The organism is Streptomyces sp. NPDC001401 (genome assembly GCF_042895385.1).
Classification (GTDB): domain Bacteria; phylum Actinomycetota; class Actinomycetes; order Streptomycetales; family Streptomycetaceae; genus Streptomyces.
In genome coordinates this window covers 151,785-174,600 of sequence record NZ_JBIAWI010000016.1, presented here as the reverse complement: position 1 = coordinate 174,600, position 22,816 = coordinate 151,785, and the positions used below count along the sequence as shown (strand labels likewise).

Sequence of the window (22,816 nt, the reverse complement as noted above, 5' to 3'; positions counted from 1 at the left end):
GCGGGACTGAGGAGCCGTCGTGAAGCTCAACACGCCGATGTGTTCGAATTCGTGGAACTGAGGCGGACCGATCACATAAGTTGACCTCCGATTAGCCGATGCCGTCCGCGCCTGACCAGCGCCGAATGACGGGCGGCCAGAGTCTGCGTAGGGGGAAACAACTTGAGAAAGAATGCTGTCCGCCGTGCCACTCGGGGCGGCGTCATAGCCCTGCTCACAGCTACAGTCATGGCCAGTACCGCTGCCGGCGCACTCGCCGCCGACGGCTCAAAGGCAACGAGCACGGCTGAGGGACCGCAGATCGTGAGCTCGTCCCAGTACACCAAGGAAGGTGGCATGGATCCTCAGTCCATGGCGCCCGTCGGCGAAGTCGCCCCCGCCCAAGGTGTCAGCGTGGAGAAGCTCACTGATCTGCTGACCGAGACGACCGGGCTGGAACTCTTCCAGGCGCCTGGCGTGGAGGAATACGAAAAGATCGGTCAGACGCTCACGTTCAGTCTCGGGGACGGGAACTACGAGCACCCGCTCAACATCACCCGCCTGACCATCCATGGGGACGTACCGTCGTCGGTCCTCTCAGCTGAAGGCGACAAGACGAGCACGACGACGTTGCTCAACGGGAGTCAACTACTGACCGCCGTCGGCAAGGAGGGCACCAGGGTAACCACCCTGTCCAAGGACGGGGAGCTGACGATGTGGGAGGCTCCCGCCACCGCCACCGCCACCGCGACGGCGAACGCCTACAGCACAGAGACCCTCGTGGGTTGGGCCACGGCCGTCGACGAGCAGGGAATCAAAGCGTCGAGCTCTCCCCTTCTCGCCGCCCAGGCCGCGCCGCACTGCCAGCTCACCCAGAGCAGGAAGCCGTACCGGCACGGGGGCAACCTGACGATCCAGGCTGACGCCGCAATGGTCTGCGACCAGGAGGGCAAAGGAAACTTCACCGCTTCGCTGCGCCAGTACCAGGGGCTCGGGATCTGGACGACCAAAGACGTCCAGGGCTATAGGAACAGGCACGACCGGAGCTTCCCAGTCACCCTGCTTTTCGATTGCTCAAGACTCACCACGAGCGATTGGAGGTACCGCAGCAACATAGGCAACGCAACGCTGCGCAACAGCAACGGTTACTGGGGAGACCACAACGTCTTCTCCCAGACGGCCACGATCCACTGCGCCTAGCGGTCGCCTCCAGCTGCTGTCTGCCTCCATGTGACACCTCGGTGGCGGCTCATAGTCGTTGTATCGAACCTGGTCGGGCGGCGTACGGTTGGAGACCGTGACACTGCGCACGCCAACTGTTCAAACGATCGGCCGACCAGGTGCAAGCCAGTGAATGGGGAACCGGTGGAAAACGAGCAACACCGTCCTGATTCAGCGGACATCGGCATGGCTGGATGTGGATGGCTCCTGATCGTGGCCGTCATCGCCATGCCCGGACTCATCCTGAACGACGGACCACTGACGGTGTACCTGGTCGTTGTGGGCGGGGTGATCGGGTTCATGTGGGCACGCAAGAGATTGCGCCGCTGAAGGGTTCCCTTCCCTATCCCATCAACGAAGCGTTGACAGTAGAACGGCAGACTGCGAACCGAGCCGCCCTGGGCAAGCCGGAAGTGACGGCCTTCTCAGGGCGTTACATTCCGTCCCGCCGAGGGGGGAGGTCACTCGCAAGTGCCTCGCGACGCCCTCGGCCTCCTCCCCCGCGTTCGAGCCGCTGAGGCGCCGCCTCCAGCTGCAGCCTTTCCCTCTTCTCCCGTTCGCCGGCGTCAGTCCGCTCCCTTGTGCGTGCCGCATGATCCCCTCGCACCGCAGGGATCAAGAAACGTCACCAGCCGACAGACATCACGAGTTCAGCCCTCCCAGACCAGTACACGACCGCGGATTTCTGCCCCGAGCCTCGTAAGGTGTGGCTATGTCAGTCGAACTCACCCATCTGACCCTCTACTCCGATGACCCTGTGTCGCTGGCACGCTTCTGGGCTGCCGTTTTCGCAAAAGCCGTAACGCAAGACCAGGGGCCTGCCCCCCGTCCACGTGTTGTGTTCGAGGAGGGCCGCCGACTGGAAGCTCTCTACTTTGAGAGGCCAAAGGGCGGGAACCTGTCAGGCGGCGGCCCCGCCCTGGGAATCCAGCCTGAAAGGGGGACCCTGGCGGAAGAGGTAGCGCGGCTTATGGGTCTGGGTGCCCTTATCCTCGTCGAGGAAAAAGGTTTGGATGGCCTGCCAAAGGTGACGATGTCTGATCCTGACGGAAACCAGTTCGTCGTCGTACCGAGCAAAGAAGAACAAATCGACTGGGAACGTGTCCGTGAAGCGGAGGGTAAGGAACTGGCCTCCGGCACCGCCACAGCCGTCATTCTAGTACCGGACAATGAGCGATCCGGAAACGGCGCCGCCTGAACTTTCAGCCATAGGGCGCCAACCCATTAGGGCAGCGCCCTACAGCCACTTACAGATCACCGCCCGGGAGTTGCGGAAAAAAGCCTCGATAAGGACTCATCCGCTCTACTGCCAACCACTCACGTGCGTCTACTCGCAGTATTCGGTGTGGGTGGCGCTTTCCGCCTGTGCCACGTTGCTCCTGCCATGGTATTGAATGCTCAGGTAGATGTGAGTGCGGAACTCTTGCCGCGCAATGATGTGGATGCACTTGTATCCGGCGGATTTCTTGAGGCCGGCGCGGCAGGTCGTCCAGCCCGTCGACTTGTCTGCGTAGACATGCCAAGAGCCAGCCCCTGGTGCCCTTCCTTCGAGTGCGACGTCCAGCTTGCACAGATCCGGCGCAGGTTCTCCGCATTCAGTGATTTCACCCTGCGCGTACAGGGGACTGCTACTCGTCGTGTGAAAAGGCTTTTCGGTCTTGGCCCTGCACCAGACTGGGAGAACTTCGCGCGGCGACTTGTTGACGCCCGCCGACTTACTGACGCGCGCCACGGCCTCGCCCTTGCTGCCAGGATGTGCGTCCGCAATGGCGAGGCCGGTAGTGCCCAAGAAAAGACCAGCAGTGGCGACAGCAGCGAAAACGCTCCTGTGTAATCTACGCACTGATACCCCTCCACGTCTCTGCAGCAAGTCACGACTTGCGACTTGCCGTGACGTCAGCATTTCCGCGGCGAGATGGAACCATGCAAGAACAGAGCATGACTGTGATCACGATCCATTGATGGAACCCATACTAAGCTTGATGCATCTGAGTAGAGATGGCGGTGGTGTCTGGCATCGAGTAGAGCCCGCTTCCACACGTGCTTGTTAAATAAGGCGGTCTCCCGAACACCCCACCCCCACCCACGCCAGCCCTCCATAACCTGCAACTTCATGATGGAAATCTCTCGCTGAAGCCTTCTCGGTAACTTCCCGTGAAGGTTAATGATCGGCGTTGAATTGTTCCGCAATTGCGTGGATGCCTCGGATCAGGGCTTCGGCGTAGTCGCGGTTTGAAAGGTTTGTCCTGGTATGGGCCCGACCGGCTCTCCTGCAAGGACGCGAGAGATCGTTTCCGAACCGCAGGTTGATCGTTTTCGGTCAGTTGTTCCGTGATGGGCTCGTATCGAGAGCACGGCACGGATTAACTTGAGATCAAGATTTCTCCGATCTTCCGGACTGAGGCACGGCCGGCAGGCAAGGTGGTCGGGACAGGTCAGCGGGAGGGACAGGGGATGGTGCATGAAGGACCAGAGACCCACTCTTGAGGCAGTCGCAGCACGTGCGGGGGTCGGCCGGGGAACGGCCTCACGGGTGATCAACGGTTCTGGTCGCGTCAGTCAGGCATCCCGGGAAGCCGTCCTGCATGCTGTCGAGGAACTGGGCTACGTACCGAACCAGGCCGCCCGTGCGCTGGTTCGCCAGCGCACGGACACTGTCGCGTTCGTTGCGGGCGTGACCGAGGACCGCGGCTTTTGGGAGGATCCGTTCTACTCTCCCCTCGTGCGCGGTGCCACGTCGGCTCTGGCGGCCGAAGGGATCCAGTTGCTGCTGGCTGTCGCCCAGTCGCGGCAGGAGCACGCACAGCTCACCGCGTTTCTCGAGGCACGCCACGTCGACGGCGTCCTGCTCAGCTCCCTGCACGATGGTGATCCGCTGCCCAGTCGGCTCGATGCGCGCGGCGTACCCACGGTCTTCGTGGGGGCGCCCACCGGCTACACATCGGATTACGGTGTCGATCTGGACAACGAAGTCGGCGCCCGCCGCGCCGCGCAGCACCTGATCGGGCGCAGCCGGCGTCGGATGGCCGTCATCACCGGTCCGCTGGGCATCCAGGCCAGTGTCGACCGCTGGAGGGGTTTCCGCATCGCGCTCGCCGAGGCAGGGCTGGTTCAAGGTCCGGTTATGCATGGCGACTTCACCCGCGCCTCTGGAGCTGAGGCCATGCGACACCTGCTCGCGTGCGACCGCGATGTGGATGCGGTGTTCGCCGCGAACGATCTCATGGCTGCCGGTGCACTGGACGTCCTGCGGGAATCCGGACGTCGCGTCCCAGACGATGTCGCAGTCGTCGGCTTCGACGACACCTGGGTCGCCGCGGCCACCGATCCCCCGCTCACGTCAATCCACCAGCCCATTGAGGACATGGGCCGCGAGGCCGCGCGTCTCATGCTCGCCCGGCTTCGGCAGGAGGATGTTCCCGAGCGGACGGTCATCTTCGAACCGCGCCTCGTGGTGCGTGATTCTGCGTAGGTCCCGACGGTCCTGGTGGCACGACGTTCATCCGACAGGCCCCCGCCCTGCGCATACCTCATGACAACGACGTACCGCGAGGATCAAGCCCTGTCAGCTGTTACGACCCGAGTTCAACCTCAGTAGATTCTTTGAAAGAGTGTCGGTTTCGATAGCCTCAGCTGCCGAAAGTCCAACGTCCGTTGGCGCATAGGCGACCTTGACCAAGGTCCATGGGGCCTGGTCCGCTTGAGGAGTTGGGGCGTCTGACTCGGGGGTTGCCTTCGTGGCTAAGTCGGTTCTGAGTGTGCTCGTTCTGGTCAACAGAGGTGAAGCAGGTGTGGCCGATTCCGGTGCTGGCTTGACGGGGTGCGCGTGAGACTGAGGCGGGGCGCCGCGATCGCCGTCGTCGCCGGCGGTGGCGCGGTGACCACGATGCTCGTGGGTCTGGTCACGAACGCCGTGTCTGCGCAGTCGCGTTGGCCTTCCTGGCTGGGCTGGTTGCAGGAGCACCCCTGGTTGTCGTTCGTCGTGTTGGGGGCGGTCACGGCAGGGCTGACCGCGGTGCTTGCTGCCCTGGATGACCGTCGGCCCCCAGGGCGGAGCCCGGAGCCCACGGGGCGTCCAGACGATGTGTCGGGTCCGCCCGGCGCTGCCCTGGTCCTGCGCTCGCTGCCGCGCGACACCACGGCGTTCACCAACCGCACCGCCGAGCTGGAGTCGCTGGTGCGGTCGGTCCATGCCGCGCAGGAGACCGGCGAGGTCCTGCCAGTCCACGTGATCGACGGGATGCCAGGCGTCGGGAAGACGACCTTCGCCGTGCACGCCGGACACGTGCTCGCCGAGCGGTTCCCCGACGGTCAGCTCTTCGTGAATCTGAACGGGCACACCACGGGCCGTAGACCTGTGCAGGCCACAGAGGCTCTCGCCTCTCTCCTCGCGGCCGCCGGTGTACCGACGCAGCAGATACCTGTCGGCGACGACGTAAGCGCGATCACGGAGGCGCGCGCCGCCATGTGGCGCAGTCGCCTCTCGGGCAAGAAGGCGCTACTCATCCTCGACAATGCCGCCAGCTACCGGCAGTTGGAGCCGCTGCTCCCCGGTGGGAGCGAGTGTCTCGTTCTGGTGACCAGCCGCAAGCGACTGGCCGCGCACGAGGAGGTGGTGCTCCCCGTGCAGGCGCTGCCACCGGATCACGCGGTCGACCTGTTCGTACGGCTCAGCGGGCGGCCGACGGACGCGCTCGACCGGGACGTACTCAAGGAGCTGGCTCGGCTGTGCGGGTACCTGCCGCTCGGGGTGTCGTTGCTCGCAGCACGGCTGCGGCATCACCCGACCTGGAGCGCCGAGGACCTGCGCGAGCGGCTGGTGGCAGCCCGGCACCGGTTGGGAGAGCTGCGCGCCGGTGACCGCGCGATCGCCGCGACGTTCGATCTCTCCTACCGGGATCTCGCTCCCGAGCAGCAGCGCTTCTTCCGGGGGCTCGGCTTCTACCCCGGCACAGAACTCGATGTGTACGTCGGAGCAGCCCTCGGCGACGTCTTGGTGGCCGTGGCCCGTGAGCAGCTTGACGCGCTCTACGACGCCCACCTGATCGACGAACACCCCGGCAGCCGTTACCGGCTTCATGACCTCTTACGCGACTACGCCCGCGGTCTCGCTGACGAAGGGGACAGCATGGACCACGTACAGGCCGTTCAGCGTGTGTGCACCTACTACCTTGCCGCTCTCGCCGTCGCGAACGAGCACATCGTCCGCAGTGGCGCGGGCGTCCCGCCTCCGCCGGACGACGCGGCGCAGGTGGAAACCCCGGTCATGGAGTCGCGTACCGACGCGCTGAGCTGGCTGGAGACCGAGCGGCCCAACGTCTTGGCCTGCATCCGGCAGGCGAACGGCCTCTCTCTGTACGACCTGGTGATCCGGCTGGCCGCGGCCATGGGGCCCTTCCTCCGACAGGCCGGACCCTGGGACCAGGCCGTCGGGCTGCACCGGACCGCCGCCGAGGCCGCCCAGCAGACCGGCGACCAGCGGGCGTTGGCCGGCGCGCTGGCCGAACTCGGCGTTGTACGTCGCTTCATGTCCGCCTACCCCGAGGCGACCGAGGCCTTGAACGAGGCGGTGAGGCAGTACGACGCGGTCGGCGACCGACGCGGCAAGGCGGACGCCCTCAACCAGGCGGGCATCGTCTGGTACCTGACCGCGGACAACGACGCCTCCGCCCGCGCCCAGACCGAGGCCCTCGCCCTCTACCGCGAGGTCGGCCACCGGCTCGGACAGGCCAACGCCCTCGCCGACCTCGGCATGGTGCGCCGCCAGACCAGCGACTTCGACGCGGCCGTCGAGGCCCAGTCCGAAGCCCTGTCGATCTACCGCGAGCTGGGTGACCGGTACGGGGAGGGCAATTCCCTGCGGGATCTGGGCGTCGTGCACTGCCTCATGGGTGAGTACGAGCGGGCCATGCAGCGCCACCGCGAAGCGTTCGACCTCTACGCGGAGCTCGACGACCGGGTCCACCAGGCGTACGCCCTCAACGAGTTGGGTGTGGTGCGCCGGCTCACGGGCGATCTCGACGGCGCTCGCGAAGCCCACACGCAGGCCCTGGAGTACTACATCGAACTCGGCGAGCGGTTCGGGCGCGCGAACAGCATCCGTCATCTTGGGGTGCTGGATCGTCTGTCCGGGGACGCGGCAACCGCGATCCGGGTGCTGGAGGAAGCCCTGCAGGCGTACCGCGATCTCGGCATCCGTGGAGGTGAGGCCGCCGCGCTCGGCGAGCTGGGGGCCGCTCGCTCGGTCCGCGGCGAGCGGGACGGTGCTGTCGAGGCGTTCGGGCGGAGCCTGGAGATCCTGCGTGAGCTCGGCGACCGCAGCGGCGAGGCGGAGGTGCTCAACCACTGGGGAGAGCTGCTGCGCACGTCCGGTGAGGCGGCCGCCGCGCGCGGGCACTTCGAGCAGGCGCTGGGGCTGGCCCGGGCCATCCGTTGTCCGTTGGAGGAGGCGCGGGCGCTGGAGGGCATCGGGCGCTGCGTCTGGGTGACCGACGGCTCCGGCGATGCCGTCGAGACGCTGCGCCAATCCGCCGTTGTATACCGGCGGTTGGGGCTGGACGCGACGGCCGACGATATCGAGCAGCTTCTGGTGACACAGGCGGGGTGAACCCTCTCGTCCCCCTCCGGAGACCGGATCATGTGGCCAGAATCCGTATGCCGTCCTGCCCCGCAGGACTGCTAGGTTGCCGAATGATCTGTCGCTTCAACCACCGCCGTCGTCCCGCGTCGGGCCCCCGTCGCGTACCCCACGAGGAGTGTTGAATGACACCGCCCCCGAGCATCCCCGGACCGCACGATGTCACGCACTCCGCACCGGAGGCGGCGGCCGGCAACGCGGTCCTGGACCGTGTCGCCCACCGCGTGCGGCAGCGCCTCACGGCTGAACAGGCCGCGACGAGCCGCATCGGCGACGGCGCGCACGCGGCCTCGCTGATCTGGCCCTGGCCGTTCTGAGCCGCAGCGGTAGATGCCCCAACTCCCCATTCCCTTCAGGTCATTCATCCTCAAGGTCGCGAACCGCTGCAACATCGACTGCGACTACTGCTACGTCTTCAACTCCAAGGACCAGGCGTGGCGGAATCTGCCCGCCCGGATGAGCCTGGACGTGGCCCGGGCGGCCGCCCGACGGATCGCCGAGCACGCCGCGGCGCACGGGCTGGGCACCGTGCACGTCATCCTGCACGGCGGTGAGCCGCTGCTCGCCGGGCCGCGGCACATGGCGGACCTGCTGGGCGTCGTGCGGGAGGAGATCCCGTCGGACACGGAGGTCCGCTTCGAGCTGCAGACCAACGGGACACTGTTGTCGGAGGCATGGCTCGACCTCTTCGAACGGTTCGGGGTCACCGTGGGCGTCAGCCTCGACGGGCCGCCGGCCGCGAACGACCGGCACCGGCTCACCCACTCCTCCCGGTCGAGCGCTGCCTCCGCCGTACGCGGCATCCAGCTCCTGCGTACCCGACCCCACCTGTTCGCCGGGCTGCTCGCCGTGGTGGACCTGGCCAACGACCCGGTCGAGGTCCACGACTACCTCGCCTCCTTCGAACCGCCCGCCATCGACTTCGGACTGCCGCACGGCACCCACGACGACCCGCCGCACCGCGACAACCCGGACGTACCCGAGTACGGGCTGTGGATGAGCCGCGTCTACGACGCCTGGCTAGCCCGCCCCGAGCACCGGCACAGCGTCCGGATGCTGGAGGACATCGTCGCCCTCGGCTCCGGCGTGCGCGGCTCGGTGGAGACGCTCGGCCTCGCCCCGCCGACGAGCGTCGTCGTCGAGTCCGACGGCACCATCGAGGGCGTGGACACCCTGCGGTCCGTCGAGGAAGGCGCCTCCTGGCTCGGACTCGACGTCTTCGGGCATTCCTTCGACGAGGCCCTCGGCCATCCCAAGCTCCAACACCGCTTGTACGGCCGGGAGGCGCTCGTGGAGAAGTGCCAGGGCTGCCCGCTGGTGGAGGTGTGCGGCGGGGGCTATCTCCCGCACCGTTTCAGTACGGCCCGCGGCTACCGCAACCCCTCGGTGTACTGCGCGGACCTGGAGCACCTCATCCGCTACGTCCAGGACTCCCTGCGCCGGCATGGCTGGGATCAGCCGGCCGCGTCCGCCGCGTCCTTTCCATAGCCGTACCGCACCGCGACGACGGGCGCGGACGTTGGAGTCAGAGAGCCGAGCGAAGAACAAGAAGAACAACAGGAGATGCATGCCGATGAGCACGACGATCCGCCCCGCCGACAAGGGGGACGCCGTCGCCCTGGCCGCGCTGATCGAGGAGATCGAGCGGTTCTACGGATCGACTGAATTCCAGCCCTTCGAGGAACGCCAAGCCCAGGTCGAGGAAGCCCTCTTCGGCTCCCCGCCGCTCGCCTCCGCGCTGGTCGTCGAGGACGAGGCCGGCGACCTCGTGGGGCTCGCCGCGTACTCGTTCCTCTGGCCGGCCGCGGGCTCCTCGCACTCCCTCTTCCTCAAGGAGCTCTACGTCCGCGACACCCTCCGCCGACAGGGCATCGGCGCCCAGCTCATGAAGGAACTCCGCGCGCTCGCCGCCGCCCGTCCCGGGTGCAGCCGCGTCGAGTGGATGACCGACAGCGGCAACCCGGACGCCCGCGCCTTCTACCGATCGCTCGGGTTCGCCGAGTTCGACGGGAAGATCGTCTACCGCGTGGACGCGGGAGCGGCCTCGGAATGAGCAACGCCGTACAGGACGAACGGTGCGAGGAGTGCGGCAGCCGGATCGTCATCGGGCTGGGATGCGACTGCCCGCCGGACGGTCGCGTGCCGACGACACGACCCGCGTCCCAGGTGCGAGAGGAGTGGCGGCGCTTCCCCGCCGACACCATCCTCATCTCACCCACGCAGTACGCGCACCGGTCGGGGTGTCCTCACCTCACCGAGGAGTTGGTGAAACCGCCGCGCTGGGGCTGGATTCCTGATCCGGCGCCCGGGCTCTGGGACCGTCTCGGCATCAGCCACCCGGCAGCCGCCACACAGGGCAACACCTCGCGACGCGCGATCAAGCGGTGCCCGGACTGCGAAGCGGCCCTGTCGTGAGCTGAGATCGTCAGACGGAGCAATGCTCAGAACCTGTGGATCACTCGGTGAGGGCATACCCTCCCGAGTGATCGTTTCGAAGGTCACTGAGTAGGCCGACGCGCCAACGTCGGCTGGGAGGGCACGCCCATCATGCTTACCGTAGCCAACGCCGACGGTTCGACCGACAACGGCTCCTTGATCGACGAGATCGTTCGGGAAGGCGCCCGGCGGATGCTGGCTGCCGCACTGGAGGCCGAGGTCAACAGCTACCTCGCGGAGCTGGCCGATCAGCGGGATGCGGCCGGTCGGCGTCTGGTGGTGCGCAGCGGCTTCCACGCCGAGCGGACGATAGCGACCGCCGCCGGGCCAGTGCAGGTCAGGGCGCCGCGGGTGAACGACCGGCGGGTCGACGAGCAGACCGGGGAGCGTAAGCGGTTCTCCTCGGCGATCCTGCCGCCGTGGGCCCGCAAGACGCCGAAGATCTCCGAGGTGCTGCCGCTGCTGTATCTGCACGGGCTGTCCACCGGGGACTTCGTCCCGGCGCTGGAGCAGTTCCTGGGCTCGTCGGCCGGCCTGTCGTCGGCGACGGTCAGCCGGCTGACCGCGCAGTGGAGCGAGGACCACAAGGCATTCCAGAAGCGCGACCTGTCCAAAACCGACTTCGTGTACGTGTGGGCCGACGGTGTGCATCTGAAGGTACGCCTGGACGAGGCCAAGGCGTGTGTGCTGGTAATGGTCGGTGTCCGGGCCGACGGCAGCAAAGAGCTGATAGCCCTGGAGGAGGGCTACCGGGAGTCCGGCGAGTCATGGGCGAACCTGCTGCGGGACTGCGCCCGGCGCGGGATGCGGGCCCCGGTGCTGGTGGTCGGCGACGGGGCGCTGGGCTTCTGGAAGGCGCTGCGCGAGGTGTTCCCCGACACCCGCGAACAGAGGTGCTGGGTGCACAAACTGGCGAACGTCCTGGATGCCCTGCCGAAGTCCGCGCACCCGGCGGCGAAGAATGCCATCGCAGACGTCTACAACGCCGAGGACAAAGACCAGGCCAAGGCAGCGATCAAGACCTTCGCCCGCCAGTACGGCGCGAAGTTCCCCAAGGCCGTGGCCAAGATCGTCGATGACGAGGACGTGCTGCTGGCGTTCTACGACTTCCCTGCCGAGCACTGGGTCCACCTGCGCACCACGAACCCCATCGAGTCCACCTTCTCCACCGTCCGGCTGCGCACCAAGGTCACCCGCGGGGCCGGGTCCCGTTCGGCCGCCCTGGCGATGACGTTCAAGCTCATCGAGTCCGCCCAGGAACGCTGGCGCGCGGTCAACGGTCCCCACTTGGTCGCCCTCGTGCGGGCCGGAGCCCGCTTCGACAAGGGCGTCCTCGTCGAACGCGAGGAGATGACAGCAGCCTGAGCTACGTCCCGATCGCAGGATTCGGCAGCTGCACGTTCACGACCGGCCTCATGCGGACGGTCGGCCTCGTCCCAGCAGTCTGCCCAGTTCGGCAGCCAGAGCGACCGAAGCCTCGATCTCGACCCTGCGGATCGACACGCTCTCCACGAGGAACCCGAACGGCATGCCGAGCTTGCGGCAGAAGGCAATCAAGTCGCGGGCGTTCGCCAGACAGTGCTGGTAGGACTCGGCCAGCGTGTCGTCCGCGTGGCGCAGAGAGTTCTCCAGCCAGCGTGGGACGTCCACGCCGAGCCACTTGAGGAACGCCAGCGTCTTCAACGACCCGCATACCGAGAGCGTGAACAGGACGGGCTTGGGTTCCAGCTGCTGCTCGCGGCAAGCGTAGTAGTAGTCGGAGACCATGCTCTTGGCCGCGTCGGCGTTGTAGGTGACCTGCGAGATGAAGTACGCGCATCCCGCCTGCTGCTTGGCGAGCAGCCGCTGATGCTCTTCGGGGCGTTCGGTGATGGCGACGCCGCCGAGGAGCAGGTCCGGACGGGCGTCGAGGCGCAGGGCCTGCGCCTCGGACAGGCCGGTTCGCACCGCCTTGCCTTTCGAGGACGCGCCGACGAAGACGGAGAGCACGCGGTCGGTGTCGGCCATCTGCAGCCAGGTCCGCAGCTCCGCCTCGGTGTACTTGCCGACGCACCGGTAGATAACCGCGGGGCGGTTCCACCCGCCGAGGTACTCCGCGTGATACACGGCGGGATCGATCGTCGGCAGGTACGGAAACGGCCGCTCCGACGGATTGCGGTCACTCTCATCGGTGATGTCGTACAGCGCCAGACCGTCCACATCGAGGAAGTCCAACCGCGCCAAGGTGGCCGCGGTGATCTCCCGGATCCGCTCAGGCGTGGTGCTCAGCCGCGGCGGCGTGATACCGAACAGCAGGACACCACCCTCGGCACCGGCCACCAGCATCCGGTCGGCTGTACTGTCGTCACGGTCCACCATGACGCGGAAGCTAGCAGCTCATCCACCAGGCAACGGGCAAAGCGCCAGTCTGTGAGACGAAACGCGGCTCGTCGTCATCGCATCTGACGATGCGATCGACGCCCGGCCGTGAGGGAGCGATCAGATCCACAGGGTTTGACAATTGCTCCGTCAGACGGCTCTACCGTGCACAGCAGTGTTGCCGGCGACGAGAGCTGACGCGTCGCACCCCGCCCGGCCCCGGCGTGTTCGCGTTCCCCGGAAGGGCCCGCCCAGGGCGGCGAGGCGGCGGTCGAGGTCGACGCTGGTCACGTCGTGGAGGTTTCCCTTCCGGCGGATGCCGGGTCGGTGCCCGGGCCAGAGGACATTCGGACGTGGCGGACTATGTCAGGCAGCCGGACCTCGGTGAGGAGCCGTCCGACACCCCATGGCGTGGCTCCGAACTGGCGGAGGTACGTGGTCAGGGTGTGCCGCTGGGCGGGGGTGAGGACGAATTCCCGTACGCCCTCCTCGACGCGCCGGAAGCGGCGGGGATCGCGTACGTCCTCCCGGTTACGCACGGCCGCCAGGAAGCGGTTCAGGTTGAAGCGCGCGGTCTGGCGCAGGACCTCGGGCGGGTCGATGCGGAAGATCTCGGAGAGCGTCAGGCGGTGGTACTCCGCGCCCTCACGCACCAACGCCTCGATCAGGCTGCCGCCACCCACACCGACGCATGCCTCGCGCAGGGCCGCTCGGCATGCGCGGGCGGCCACGTCCGTGGTGTCCTCCAGGGCTTCGGAGAGGATCCGGGTCCGGTACGTGTAGAGCAGGTTGTTGCCCAGGCGGCCTTCGGCGTACTGATCGATGTTGTCGATCGCGTGCGTCAACGGCGCCGCGCCGTCGTCCCACAGCTGCTCGCCGGTCTCCGCTTCGAACTCCTTCAGTACGGCCGACAGGATGGGACCGTGGTCCATTGCCCGTGCCAGCTCAAGCCATCGCATAGCTGATACGCCGTGCGCGCGCAGGAGTGCGAGAAGGACGGCGAAGGCGCCACCGTTGGGGTGGACCGACGCGACGACGGCTGGGATGGGTAGCGGCACAAGCCTGGTCACGACAGGGCCTCCTCGCGGCGCAGGAAAATCTGGAGGAGCAGTTGGCGTTCGTCTTCAGGTACTTCCTCCTGGCCGTCGCCGAGCGCGTCGCGGCCGTGGCAGCACAGATGCTGGTTCACGATCAGCAGGTCGCCCCGCTTGAGTGGGAACCTCCGCTGCCCGCTGACGAGTTCGCGTTCCAGCGCACGGGCCGCCTTGGCGTACGGATCGTCGGGGTCGGCATCGGCGAGCATCTTCGCCGTGAAGCGCACGAAGCCGCCGAGCGGTGAGTGTCCGTCGATGACGGGGAAGGGTGTCCATTCCCTACCGACGCCGCTCAGGTCGTGGAAGGCGCCGTCCTCGTATTTCGGATGGCTGAGCAGTTCGGCGTCCCCGTAGCTGAGCCGGTCCACGGCCCGGCGGACCTGCGAGACGAGGCTGTGGCCTTGGCCCTTCGGGTCCGGGCGTACGCAGAACAGGGCGCTGAAGTCGGGCGGCCAGGTGGAGTTCACGACGTCGATGTGCATCGGGACGTAGCCGGAGCCGGTGGCCCGCATCGGATCGACGGCGAGGTTGGTACTGAGCGGCTTCCACAGCGGCCAGCGGTCGAAGGCGCGCAGCGGCCTGGCGATCAGGGAGAGCAGTGCAGTGATGGCGCGCAGACAGTCGTCCTGCGTGTCGACCGCGTCGAGGAGTCCGCCCAGTTCCAGGACGAGGAAGCCCTCACCGCTGAGGGCGTTCAGAAACCACTCGCAGGTCGCGGCGACCACGGGGATGCCCGACAGGCCGGACAACGTCCGGCGGTAGCGCTGGGCAGTCTCCGGCGACACGAGACCGTCCTTGAGCTCCCACTCGGGAAGGAACGTCGTGCTGTTGGCAAGCTCGGCGACGAATTCCGGCGCCAGGCTCAGGCGGTATTCCGGCAGCGGCGGTGTCGGCATGGCATTCCTCGGATCGGAGGTGTGTGATGAACGGTGGTGCACGGAGAGGAAGGGGGGCGCGGGCGTTGAGGCTCGCTGCGACGGGGCCTCGATCACCTCGCCCGTAGTCCCGGCTCGCGGCTCTGCGCCTCGTGGCTGCGGTTCTCGGACGGAACCGGAAGACGACACGGGAAGACACACCAGGCCACAGTTCCGTCAGCGGTGAAGCCCCACTTCCCGCCGAGCTCTTCGACGAGGGCGTCCACGAGCCACAGGCCGCGTCCGCTCTCCTCGTCCGCGCCGGCCTGCTTGGGGCAAGGGACCGCGGAGGGGCAGTGGTCATTGATCTCCAACCGCACCTGGCCGGTGGCATGTCTCAGGCGAAGGCCGACCGTGGAGCCGCCCCCGTACAGGACCGCGTTGGTGGCCAACTCCGAGATCACCACCGCAACAGAGTCGACCCGCGCTGCCGGCATGTGGCACATGTTCCGCAGCCACGCGGCGCCGATACGTCGGGCGTGCTCGACCCTCGACACCTCCCGTTCGAAGGCGATCTCGATGGGCGACGGGTGCCTCGCGAGTGCGGGAGTCGCGGCCGTGGCGCGGGGGCTCGACGTACGCGCGGGAGCGGGTAGGGCCGTCATCGCCCAGTCCTTCCGCAGGTCAAGGGGATCAGGAGCACAGAACGCTCTCCATGGCCCAACCACCGTGCCGCGTGGGAAAGTTGCTTCGCAACGAAAAGGCTCTAGAAATTTCATCACGAACGAAAATGGCACATGACACCGCAAGCGCATGGTCTGTTGCGGCGCGCGTAACGCGTGTCAGACTTCGCGCATCGCGGCTTCGACGAACGCATGCGATGGAAAGGCGAGCACATGGCAGCGAAACCCAGGCCGACGGTGCGTCGTATCGAACTCGGTTATGAGTTGCGGCAGTTGCGCGAGCGAGCCGGGATGACGCTCGAGGACGTCGCCGGAAGCGGCGCCGTCCGAGGGCTGTACGTCACCAAGCTGCACCGCGTCGAGAAGGGGCTCCAGGACCTCCGCAGCGCCGGTGATCTGCGCGCGCTGCTGGAGCTGTACGGCGTGACCGACGACCGCGACGTCGAGCAGCTCCTGGGCATCCAGCGCGACGGAGCCAGCCAGGACTGGTGGACCCCGTTCCGGTCCACGATGCCGTCCGGCATGCCGCGCTTCGTCGGCATCGAGACCGCTGCACGAGAGACGTGGGCCTTCCACCCGGCGCTCGTCCTCGGCCTGCTCCAGACAGAGGCGTACGCACGCGCGCTGTACGAACTCGCGAAGCCGATCGAGGAGACCACGACCGAGTTCATCGACAAGAACGTCCAGGTCCGGCTCCGGCGCAAGGACGCCCTCACAAGAGACCAGGAGCCCCTACGGCTGCGGGCCGTGCTGTACGAGCCGGCCCTGCGGTACGTCGTCGGCGATCCGGACGTGATGCGGGAGCAGTACGAGGAGATCACCGAGCTGGCGTCCATGCCCAACGTGAGCGTTCAGGTCCTTCCCCAGACCCTCCGAGGATACCTGTCCGTGCACGACTTCACGATCCTGCACCTGGACGACGGCATGCCGACCTCGGTGCAGGTGGACAACGCGTGGAGCGCCACATCGGTCTCCGACAAGCCACGCGAAGTCGGCCGGTTCACCCGGAAGTTCAATGCCCTCACGGCGTCAGCGCTGCCGCCGGAGGACACGCCCGCGTTCCTGCAACAACTCACGCGAGAGATCATCAAATGACCCAGATCCGCACCCACATGGCACCTGAATTCACCGACGCCGGAGCCCGTTGGTACAAGTCCTCGTACTCCGACGGCGCCGGGAACAACTGCGTCGAGGTCGCCGACCTCACCGGCACGGCGTACGCCGGAGTCGCGATCCGTGACAGCAAGGATCCCCACGGGCCCGCGCTGCTTGTCGACCCGGCCCTGTTCATAGCCTTCGTTCAGGGAATCCGGTACAGCTGATGATTACGGTGCTGCGGCTGTAGCTTCCCTCGAAGCTGTTCCAATTTCCAGCTTTGAGTTCCACTCGGGGGGCCATGTGGAACCGAGTGAACCACGGAGAGAACGGCCTGTAGTCAACTTCAACCCGGTCTTGACCCGAAGGGGCGGTGGCCGGGCTGTGAGCTGCATGCGGTCGTCCTCGGCTCTGTCAGCGTGATTGCTGGGTAGGTCACGAGGGCTGGGGGGCGGATGGCCGGGGCCGGGCCCACGGCGGCGTATCTCGCGCGAGCGCTTGGGCAGGGGCGTTGAGGCAGGGCGCGGGACGGGACGTCAGCCGGTTCAGTCCAGCACGCTGCCCAGAATCCCGGCGATCGCGCCCGGCGCGCCGGCGCCGTAGGCGACCACCATGGACTGGCCGATCGCCACGTCCGCCGGGTCGCGGCGACGGACCGCAGGCTCCTGGTCCTCGGCCATGCGTACAACGGTCGTGATCCGCTGTATCCGCTGCTCCAGTACGCCCCCGGTGAGATCGAGTCCGTGCGGATCGTCCCCACCGAGCGCAGCGCGAAGGGCCGGGCGGAGCCGCACGTCGCCCTGGTCTTCCACGACGGGTCGTCAGTCACCGCGGCCCCGGACGCCATCGCGGCTACGCGTTTCGCCGAATTGCTGTCGCGTCCGACGGACTGGGCGGGGGCGGGACGCACGGGTGGCTGAGCGACGCGGGCGGACGGCAAGCCCGGCTACGACACCAGCACGGCATGCGTCAAGTCCGGCTCCCCCACCCGGCAAGGTCAGCACGTCCGTAAGCCGCTGCACGGAAGTCTTCGCACCGGAGCCCTTCGATACGCGTGTGTTGCTGCGTATGCGGGAACCGGCGGCGATGCTCCAGCTCTTCACCATGGTCAAGCCCGCCCAAGGTGGCCGTTAGGAAGCTCTGCGCTTTCTCGTCGGAGCGGACGATCCCGAGGCCATCGACCTGCCAGTGGTCGAGCCCTTCCCCACGGAACTGCTGGGAGAGGGGTTCCGGGCATCCCGCTATCTACAGCAGGACGACACATCCGAAGTGAGCGCCGCACTCCGCTACGCCTGGCGCGACGAGGAAGTCGGCGTCGACGTGGTGCTCTGGACCGCCATTAACGACACCGCACAGGTCATTCGGGCTGCCCCGGACATCGAGGAGTTGGCGCACAAAGTGAGCGTGGCGGTCTGGGAACTAGAACCTGAGGATGAGGCTTCGGCGGACGTGCAGTCGTAGAACTGGGCGCGTGGACAGCCGGTGGCTCGGTCGGCGTGAAGATCTCGGTTGCCCCTACTGGTCGCCGTATGAGACTCGTAGAGAGTGGACCTACGTCCGTTCGTGTTCGGGCGGAAGACGATACAGATGTTGATCGCCGAAATTTCGGCTACGACTTCTGAGACAGAAGGTGAGACCAGCTCCAGGGGTGAGGTGGCTACGAACCAGTAAAGATCAAATTCCGGGTTGATCAGTGCTGGTACGAAGGGAGCATGAACGGGGAAATGATCACGGCGGTCACCGCGCTTGTGGTGGCGGTGCTCGGCGCCTTGACCAGTGTGTACGTCACCAGCGTGACCATGCGCGAGCAGCGCATACTGAAGCAGTCGGAGGCAGAACTGCAGCGAGAGCTCCAGTCGGTGCAGAACGCGGCCGAGCGGGACCGCCAGTGGCTGCAGGCCGAGGGGGACGCGCGATCTAGCGCCTCCACGTACCTCGGCATTTGCTGGGAGTTGGCACAGGAGCTTGGATCGGCCAGCCGTACGGCGGCGCGCTGCGAGGATCTCTACGCCATCTACTCCCAGCGGTGGGAGGAAGTGAAGCGAGCCTTCGTCACCGTGTCCCAGTACGCGCCCACGCCCGAGGCGAGCGAGAAGGCCGCGGAGCTGGATGCCGCTCTCGGCAAGCTGGGTGACCTCATGGCCAGTTGGTTCCACGAGCTCAAGAAGGAGAACTGGCAGGGGGTAAGGGCGAAGTGGAGCGGGTTCACGACTCTGAAAGACGCCGGGTACCAAGCGTACGGCGAGTTCACGGAAGCTGTCGAGCAAGCGCGAGGCGTCGCGTAGACGCAGTCACGGTGCTCTGCAGGAGGCCCTCTCCGGTCAGTGCTCCATCCCGTTGGCTCGGGCGATGCCTTCGATCTCCCGGCGCACCTGCTCCGTAGTGAGGTCGGTGTCGGGCTTCGGGGTGAGGTCCACGTCCATGCGCATCTCGCGTGGCCCCAGCAGGCGCATCAAGGCAGTCAGATGCCGGTTGAACTCGGGGGTGAACAACTCCTTGTCTCGTGGGGATACAGGGAGATCGAACCAGCGATTGTGGTGGCCGAGCGCATCGTTCGTGCTCTTGAGGATGCGCAGTAGTAGTTCGTACGACTCGGGGGTCATCTCACGCTCGCACCTGGCAAGGTAGAGCGTGAACTGGCAGGTGCTCTCCGGCAGGCTGTGTTCGGTCATGCGGCCATGGTCGCCCATGGGGCCTTGCCCAGTGGGCGGTTCAGCCGAGGTTCACCCCATGCAGATCGAGCCCCGCAGGGTCGCTCCGGTGGTTTCGCGGCCACGAGAATCTCACCGGGGGCTTGCGCCGCTAAGGGGTACGCATGCTGGGGCCGCCGATTCAAGAGAAAACGCAGGTCAGTTGGGGGTTGCATCGCTAACGTCCGCCGCCAATATCGTCCGTGTCGTTCTCGAAGCTCCGCCCGATAGCGGGGCTTTCACGTTTTCCATCCCTGGCGTACGGCGTGGTTCCCTGCGCCCGAAGACAGAGAGGCACCTCGATGAGCCCGTCCCACCCCAAGCCCCAGCCTGCTCCGGAGGAGGAGGCGCCGCGGTTCCTCGAACTGAGGGTCGGCGGCGTCCATCTGACCGTGAGGCGAGTGCCGTACAGGCTGCTTACTCTCGCCGCCGCGGCGGCCAGCGGCGGAGCGGCCTGGGTTGTTCGTTGACTCTGCTGGTTCCGCCCCGGCGTTCTGCTGGGGCGGAACCGGATGGACCGGGGCCCGACTCACCCCCATGGGGTGGCCAAGCCGTCGTCTCCGACGGCCCAGGCCAGGGTGTTCTCCACGCCAGTGACGTAATCGTGGCCCTGCACCTCGGCGCCTTCCCGGAGCTTGGGCTCGGCGAGCACGCTCATCGCCTCGTACGCGCGGTCCTGCTCATGGTCCGCATCGAAGGCGGTCACGGGGCGGCCGAGCGGCACGTCGCTGATGGGCGGTGCGGTGGTCAGCCCGGCGACCCAGCGGAGCGCTGCGAGCAGGCCCCGGTCGTACTCGGCGCTGCTGTACCCGTGTTGAGTGACGTGGTCGATCATCGCGGTGATCTCGGCGTGCCCCCGCAGTTCCATGACTTTCCCTTTCGAGTGCAGTGAATCAACTCCAGCTGTCATCAAGATCGTTGATCAGCTTAGGGACACGTCATCTCAGGGCTGATGGGGACGAGGCTGTCATCTCGCCGAGATCGTCGTGGCGGTACGCCCCCAACCCCACGGGCCCGCCGCCGTGTGGGCTGCCTGTACACCAACAAGAGGTGCGCTCGGGCCGATCGGACCGAGGGCGTACAAGAGTCTCAGAGCCCCTTGACCAGTCGGGCCGCCGTAGCAAGCGAAACGGACGGGTACTGGCGCCGCAGCTCACGCACCGCGCCCGCAACCCCTCGCTCCTCGCGGATCCGGAGCAGTGCTTCTTTGTCGACCGCCTGGAAGAAGTCGTCGACGCTGGCGAACTGCTGGTTGAACGTCTCGCGCCTCCCTCTGCGGTCGGCATACGTCTCCGCGCTTCCCAGAAGCGCGCTCGTGAGGAGGAAGAACGTCACGGCCAGGGGGATCGACCGGTTGGCGAGGGACAGGAAGAGCAGGTAGAAGAAGCATGCCGCCAGGCCCCACATGGCTACCCGAGGTTCGTACATGTTGTTGCCGCCTTCTTGGCTGGGGTAGGGGCGGATCGTATTGAAACTTGACCGTTGCCGGGTATCAAGCCAGGGCGTCAGGCTGTCGAGACAGGCCAATGACCACCTCGGTCCGCAGGTATTGATGGCCCTCCCGATGCTGACCGCCGGCGTGGCGGTGCTGGCGTTCACCGACACGGTCGTGATCGCGGTGGCCGGGTCTCTGGCGTGGGGCGCGGCCATGGGCGATCCAGGAGTCCCGTCCCACGCCGCCGAGGCAGCGCGAGCTGGTGTCGATGACCAGACCGTGGCCGGCGTACAGGCCGACGTGGTCCGCGTAGGAGGAGCGGTAGCCGAAGGCGATGATGTCGCCGACCTGGAGGCGCTGCAGCGACACACGCTTCAGCCGTGCCACATCGCGTTCGCCGTTCGCGCAGCCTGACGTCGGCCGCCCGGTAGGAGGCGACCTCGAGACCCGAGCAGTCGAAGGCCGAAGGCCTGGTTGCACCCCAGCGGTAGTGGGCACCGATCTTCGTGCGCGCGTACGCAACCGCGATGGCACCTGCGGTCGTCCGGGGAAGCGACACCGACTCCGCCGTTTCCGAGACGGCGGAGCCGGTGCGCACTTCGACGTGCGTCCCAGCGCGGATGAATCGTCAGGACCGTGCCGGGAAGGATGAGATCGGGATCGCCCCCGATGATCTCCCGGTTGTCCTTGTAGAGCTGCTGCCAGCTCTCACCGTAGGCCCGGCCGATCTTCGCCAGCCAGTCCCCCTTGACGACCGTGTAGTGGTGTACCGAGGTATCGCTTGCGATCACGAGCGTCTCCTGACGCTCAGGCAGCGGCGCTCAGCGCCCGGCGGCATGCTGCAAGCCAGGGGCCGCCTCCCCCGTGGCGCGCGCATACTGGCGCCCGGAGGTGGGCGCCATGGCCACGCGCATGAAACGGATCTGGTTGCTCATCAGTGCGGCCGCCACCGCGGTGGCGGCCGCCGTGATCGTGGCGATGAACACCGGTGGCAGCAGCAGCACTTCGCCGCCGGCCACCTCCCCCTCGGCGAGCGCGCCGAAGACGGCGCCGAGCTTCCGCTCGGGCAGCTGGTGCGCAAAGCATCCGACGTCGCAGTGGTGCCAGAGCCCGTTGCCCACCCACATCACCGAACCCGTCCCCTCGGGCCCGGAGATCAGCGCGGCGGCGAGCAGCGCCTTCGCCTGTTTCGAGCAGCCGGAGAGCTGTAACGACCCGGTCCGCGATTGAGGTCGCGGTGGGATTGGGCAGTTCGGGCTGAGATGCCCGTGTGCCTGTTCAGGGCAGGCGGGCTGAGATACTCGGCCATGGATGCTGGGGTGGTGGGGAGCGGTACGCGATCGGACATGGCAGTGCCTGCACGGACCGCGTCGACGCACGCCGCGGGCTGGGGACTGCGTTCTGCGGTGGCAGCGGACATCGAGGTGATCGCGGAGTTGCGGGCCACGGTCATGCGTGCGGACTTGGAACGCCTTGGGCGCTACGACGAGCACCGGGTACGGCAGCGGCTGCGGGACTCCTTCTCCACGCAGTACACGTCGATCATCGTGATTGACCGTGAACTCGCAGGATGCGTCACGGTCAGACCCGCCGAAGGCCGGCAGTGGTTGGAGCACTTTTACCTTGCTCCGCACTGGCAGGGCCGAGGGCTGGGATCCGCTGTGTTGCGGACGGTGCTGGAGCGAACGGACGCGCAGGGCTTGACCGTGGGCTTGAACGTCTTGCAGGGCAGTGCTGCCCGTCGTCTCTACGAGCGCCAAGGATTCGTCGTGGAAGCCCAGGACTCGATCGACGTCTTCATGATGCGCCCGCCGGGGGCGATGGCGAGCACTCCTGCGAAAGCCTGACCTGCGACGGTTCGACGGCCTCAACTCGGTCCGCGAGGCTGTCTTCGACGGCCGTCACGTGACAGCGGCCGCACGGGTTCTTCGAGTGTGGCCAAGAAGTGGGCCCGTGCGGCCTTGTCCCATCGTGCCTTCTGCGGCGTCTCCCGTGCACATCTCGGCCATTTGACAGAGGAGTTGGCAGGCCCGTGGCTGGCGCGGTGCGAGTCGGCACTGCGTGAGCGGCGAGGTGCTGCGCGGCGGCGGGCGGTCGGCGCTGGCCCGAAGTACGACCTGGTCTTCGCCGACCGGGTGCTGGTCACCCTGGTCCACCTGTGCACGGGGCTCCCGCACGCCGCGCTCGCCGAGTTGTACGGCACAGCCCGTGGCGTTCAGCCCTGATGGCCAGAGCCTGGCCATCAGTTTTCGGAACGGCACGATCAGCCTGTGGGGCGCCTGAGCACGACCAGCCGGAGTGTCCCGGACCGACATCAGTATCTGCAGGGTGAAG

At 66.9% G+C, this 22,816-nt stretch carries 28 protein-coding genes and 2 pseudogenes; 17 read left to right on the top strand and 13 right to left on the bottom strand.

The genetic code is table 11. The features are described 5' to 3' along the window. Positions 1-228 precede the first annotated feature (228 nt). From ACFY10_RS39985 to ACFY10_RS39975, 3 genes are all read left to right on the top strand, one after another. Positions 229-1,179, top strand: coding sequence for a hypothetical protein (locus tag ACFY10_RS39985; RefSeq protein ID WP_390670203.1), 951 nt, complete (start codon positions 229-231; stop codon positions 1,177-1,179). Positions 1,180-1,344: 165 nt separating this feature from the next. Beyond that, positions 1,345-1,530 carry a hypothetical protein gene (locus ACFY10_RS39980; protein ID WP_390670202.1) on the top strand — a complete coding sequence of 62 codons (186 nt, stop codon included), beginning with the start codon at positions 1,345-1,347 and terminating at the stop codon, positions 1,528-1,530. Between the two features lie 382 nt (positions 1,531-1,912). Next, positions 1,913-2,398: a VOC family protein gene (locus ACFY10_RS39975; RefSeq protein ID WP_390670201.1), complete on the top strand. Its 486-nt coding sequence runs from the start codon at positions 1,913-1,915 to the stop codon at positions 2,396-2,398. Positions 2,399-2,527: 129 nt separating this feature from the next. On the opposite strand, the gene ACFY10_RS39970 is transcribed toward ACFY10_RS39975, so the two are convergent. Next, entirely contained in the window at positions 2,528-2,989 is a 462-nt protein-coding gene (locus tag ACFY10_RS39970) for a hypothetical protein (protein WP_390670200.1), read from the bottom strand. Between the two features lie 672 nt (positions 2,990-3,661). On the opposite strand from ACFY10_RS39970, the gene ACFY10_RS39965 reads away from it, so the two are divergent. The 7 genes from ACFY10_RS39965 to ACFY10_RS39935 all read left to right on the top strand — a co-directional run bounded on the left by ACFY10_RS39965 (position 3,662) and on the right by ACFY10_RS39935 (position 11,638). After that, complete coding sequence (locus ACFY10_RS39965) at positions 3,662-4,672, top strand: LacI family DNA-binding transcriptional regulator (protein WP_390670199.1); 1,011 nt, start codon at positions 3,662-3,664, stop codon at positions 4,670-4,672. Between the two features lie 354 nt (positions 4,673-5,026). Continuing rightward, positions 5,027-7,807 carry a cyclophane-containing RiPP biosynthesis TPR protein HaaT gene (haaT, locus tag ACFY10_RS39960; RefSeq protein ID WP_390670198.1) on the top strand — a complete coding sequence of 927 codons (2,781 nt, stop codon included), beginning with the start codon at positions 5,027-5,029 and terminating at the stop codon, positions 7,805-7,807. Between the two features lie 155 nt (positions 7,808-7,962). After that, positions 7,963-8,154, top strand: a complete 192-nt coding sequence (gene haaA, locus ACFY10_RS39955; RefSeq protein WP_390670197.1) for a HaaA family cyclophane-containing RiPP peptide — start codon at positions 7,963-7,965, stop codon at positions 8,152-8,154. Positions 8,155-8,167: 13 nt separating this feature from the next. Beyond that, complete coding sequence (locus tag ACFY10_RS39950) at positions 8,168-9,325, top strand: FxsB family cyclophane-forming radical SAM/SPASM peptide maturase (protein WP_390670196.1); 1,158 nt, start codon at positions 8,168-8,170, stop codon at positions 9,323-9,325. Positions 9,326-9,410: 85 nt separating this feature from the next. Continuing rightward, positions 9,411-9,890 carry a cyclophane-containing RiPP N-acetyltransferase HaaN gene (gene haaN, locus ACFY10_RS39945; RefSeq protein ID WP_390670195.1) on the top strand — a complete coding sequence of 160 codons (480 nt, stop codon included), beginning with the start codon at positions 9,411-9,413 and terminating at the stop codon, positions 9,888-9,890. After that, positions 9,887-10,252: a hypothetical protein gene (locus ACFY10_RS39940; RefSeq protein WP_390670194.1), complete on the top strand. Its 366-nt coding sequence runs from the start codon at positions 9,887-9,889 to the stop codon at positions 10,250-10,252. Before haaN ends, ACFY10_RS39940 begins: the two co-directional genes overlap by 4 nt. Before the next feature lie 132 nt (positions 10,253-10,384). Continuing rightward, positions 10,385-11,638 carry an IS256 family transposase gene (locus ACFY10_RS39935; protein ID WP_390670193.1) on the top strand — a complete coding sequence of 418 codons (1,254 nt, stop codon included), beginning with the start codon at positions 10,385-10,387 and terminating at the stop codon, positions 11,636-11,638. A 48-nt stretch (positions 11,639-11,686) separates the two neighbouring features. Here the strand turns inward: ACFY10_RS39935 and ACFY10_RS39930 are convergent, their stop codons facing one another. From ACFY10_RS39930 to ACFY10_RS39915, 4 genes are all read right to left on the bottom strand, one after another. Continuing rightward, complete coding sequence (locus ACFY10_RS39930) at positions 11,687-12,631, bottom strand: methylenetetrahydrofolate reductase (protein WP_390670192.1); 945 nt, start codon at positions 12,629-12,631, stop codon at positions 11,687-11,689. 287 nt (positions 12,632-12,918) lie between these two features. After that, positions 12,919-13,701: a hypothetical protein gene (locus ACFY10_RS39925; protein WP_390670190.1), complete on the bottom strand. Its 783-nt coding sequence runs from the start codon at positions 13,699-13,701 to the stop codon at positions 12,919-12,921. Beyond that, entirely contained in the window at positions 13,698-14,621 is a 924-nt protein-coding gene (locus ACFY10_RS39920; RefSeq protein ID WP_390670189.1) for a TauD/TfdA family dioxygenase, read from the bottom strand. Before ACFY10_RS39920 ends, ACFY10_RS39925 begins: the two co-directional genes overlap by 4 nt. A 92-nt stretch (positions 14,622-14,713) precedes the next feature. Continuing rightward, positions 14,714-15,244: an ATP-binding protein gene (locus ACFY10_RS39915; protein ID WP_390670188.1), complete on the bottom strand. Its 531-nt coding sequence runs from the start codon at positions 15,242-15,244 to the stop codon at positions 14,714-14,716. A 231-nt stretch (positions 15,245-15,475) separates the two neighbouring features. Here ACFY10_RS39915 and ACFY10_RS39910 point away from each other — a divergent pair, with 231 nt between their 5' ends. Next, the gene (locus tag ACFY10_RS39910; protein ID WP_390670187.1) at positions 15,476-16,357 is read left to right on the top strand and encodes a helix-turn-helix domain-containing protein; all 882 of its coding nucleotides are present in this window, start codon (positions 15,476-15,478) and stop codon (positions 16,355-16,357) included. Then, the gene (locus tag ACFY10_RS39905) at positions 16,354-16,584 is read left to right on the top strand and encodes a DUF397 domain-containing protein (protein ID WP_390670186.1); all 231 of its coding nucleotides are present in this window, start codon (positions 16,354-16,356) and stop codon (positions 16,582-16,584) included. Before ACFY10_RS39910 ends, ACFY10_RS39905 begins: the two co-directional genes overlap by 4 nt. 318 nt (positions 16,585-16,902) lie before the next feature. Here the strand turns inward: ACFY10_RS39905 and ACFY10_RS39900 are convergent, their stop codons facing one another. After that, a complete protein-coding gene (locus ACFY10_RS39900) occupies positions 16,903-17,037 on the bottom strand; it encodes a hypothetical protein (protein ID WP_390670185.1) in 135 nt (44 codons plus the stop codon). Positions 17,038-17,100: 63 nt separating this feature from the next. Here ACFY10_RS39900 and ACFY10_RS39895 point away from each other — a divergent pair, with 63 nt between their 5' ends. The 3 genes from ACFY10_RS39895 (at position 17,101) to ACFY10_RS39885 (ending at position 18,642) form a co-directional block, all read left to right on the top strand. Further along, a complete protein-coding gene (locus ACFY10_RS39895) occupies positions 17,101-17,277 on the top strand; it encodes a hypothetical protein (protein ID WP_390670184.1) in 177 nt (58 codons plus the stop codon). A gap of 268 nt (positions 17,278-17,545) precedes the next feature. Continuing rightward, positions 17,546-17,818, top strand: a complete 273-nt coding sequence (locus tag ACFY10_RS39890; RefSeq protein ID WP_390670183.1) for a hypothetical protein — start codon at positions 17,546-17,548, stop codon at positions 17,816-17,818. Between the two features lie 251 nt (positions 17,819-18,069). Then, the gene (locus ACFY10_RS39885; protein WP_390670182.1) at positions 18,070-18,642 is read left to right on the top strand and encodes a hypothetical protein; all 573 of its coding nucleotides are present in this window, start codon (positions 18,070-18,072) and stop codon (positions 18,640-18,642) included. 36 nt (positions 18,643-18,678) lie between these two features. Here the strand turns inward: ACFY10_RS39885 and ACFY10_RS39880 are convergent, their stop codons facing one another. From ACFY10_RS39880 to ACFY10_RS39850, 7 genes and pseudogenes are all read right to left on the bottom strand, one after another. After that, entirely contained in the window at positions 18,679-19,029 is a 351-nt protein-coding gene (locus tag ACFY10_RS39880) for a hypothetical protein (RefSeq protein WP_390670181.1), read from the bottom strand. A gap of 547 nt (positions 19,030-19,576) precedes the next feature. Then, on the bottom strand, positions 19,577-19,915 hold the full coding sequence (locus ACFY10_RS39875) for a hypothetical protein (protein ID WP_390670180.1): 339 nt from the start codon (positions 19,913-19,915) through the stop codon (positions 19,577-19,579). Positions 19,916-20,136: 221 nt separating this feature from the next. Next, positions 20,137-20,475 (bottom strand): hypothetical protein, encoded by a 339-nt coding sequence (locus ACFY10_RS39870; RefSeq protein WP_390670179.1) that lies wholly within the window; start codon positions 20,473-20,475, stop codon positions 20,137-20,139. 64 nt (positions 20,476-20,539) lie between these two features. Continuing rightward, the gene (locus ACFY10_RS39865; protein WP_390670178.1) at positions 20,540-20,869 is read right to left on the bottom strand and encodes an NlpC/P60 family protein; all 330 of its coding nucleotides are present in this window, start codon (positions 20,867-20,869) and stop codon (positions 20,540-20,542) included. Positions 20,870-20,885: 16 nt separating this feature from the next. Beyond that, positions 20,886-21,041: pseudogene (locus ACFY10_RS39860) on the bottom strand (NlpC/P60 family protein); the annotation flags it as partial. 76 nt (positions 21,042-21,117) lie between these two features. Further along, positions 21,118-21,273, bottom strand: a pseudogene (locus tag ACFY10_RS39855) (LysM peptidoglycan-binding domain-containing protein); the annotation flags it as partial. Positions 21,274-21,303: 30 nt separating this feature from the next. Further along, positions 21,304-21,603: a hypothetical protein gene (locus ACFY10_RS39850; protein ID WP_390670177.1), complete on the bottom strand. Its 300-nt coding sequence runs from the start codon at positions 21,601-21,603 to the stop codon at positions 21,304-21,306. 225 nt (positions 21,604-21,828) lie between these two features. Here ACFY10_RS39850 and ACFY10_RS39845 point away from each other — a divergent pair, with 225 nt between their 5' ends. Continuing rightward, positions 21,829-22,329: a GNAT family N-acetyltransferase gene (locus ACFY10_RS39845; RefSeq protein WP_390670276.1), complete on the top strand. Its 501-nt coding sequence runs from the start codon at positions 21,829-21,831 to the stop codon at positions 22,327-22,329. A 174-nt stretch (positions 22,330-22,503) separates the two neighbouring features. Next, the gene (locus ACFY10_RS39840) at positions 22,504-22,707 is read left to right on the top strand and encodes a hypothetical protein (RefSeq protein ID WP_390670176.1); all 204 of its coding nucleotides are present in this window, start codon (positions 22,504-22,506) and stop codon (positions 22,705-22,707) included. Positions 22,708-22,816: the final 109 nt, after the last annotated feature.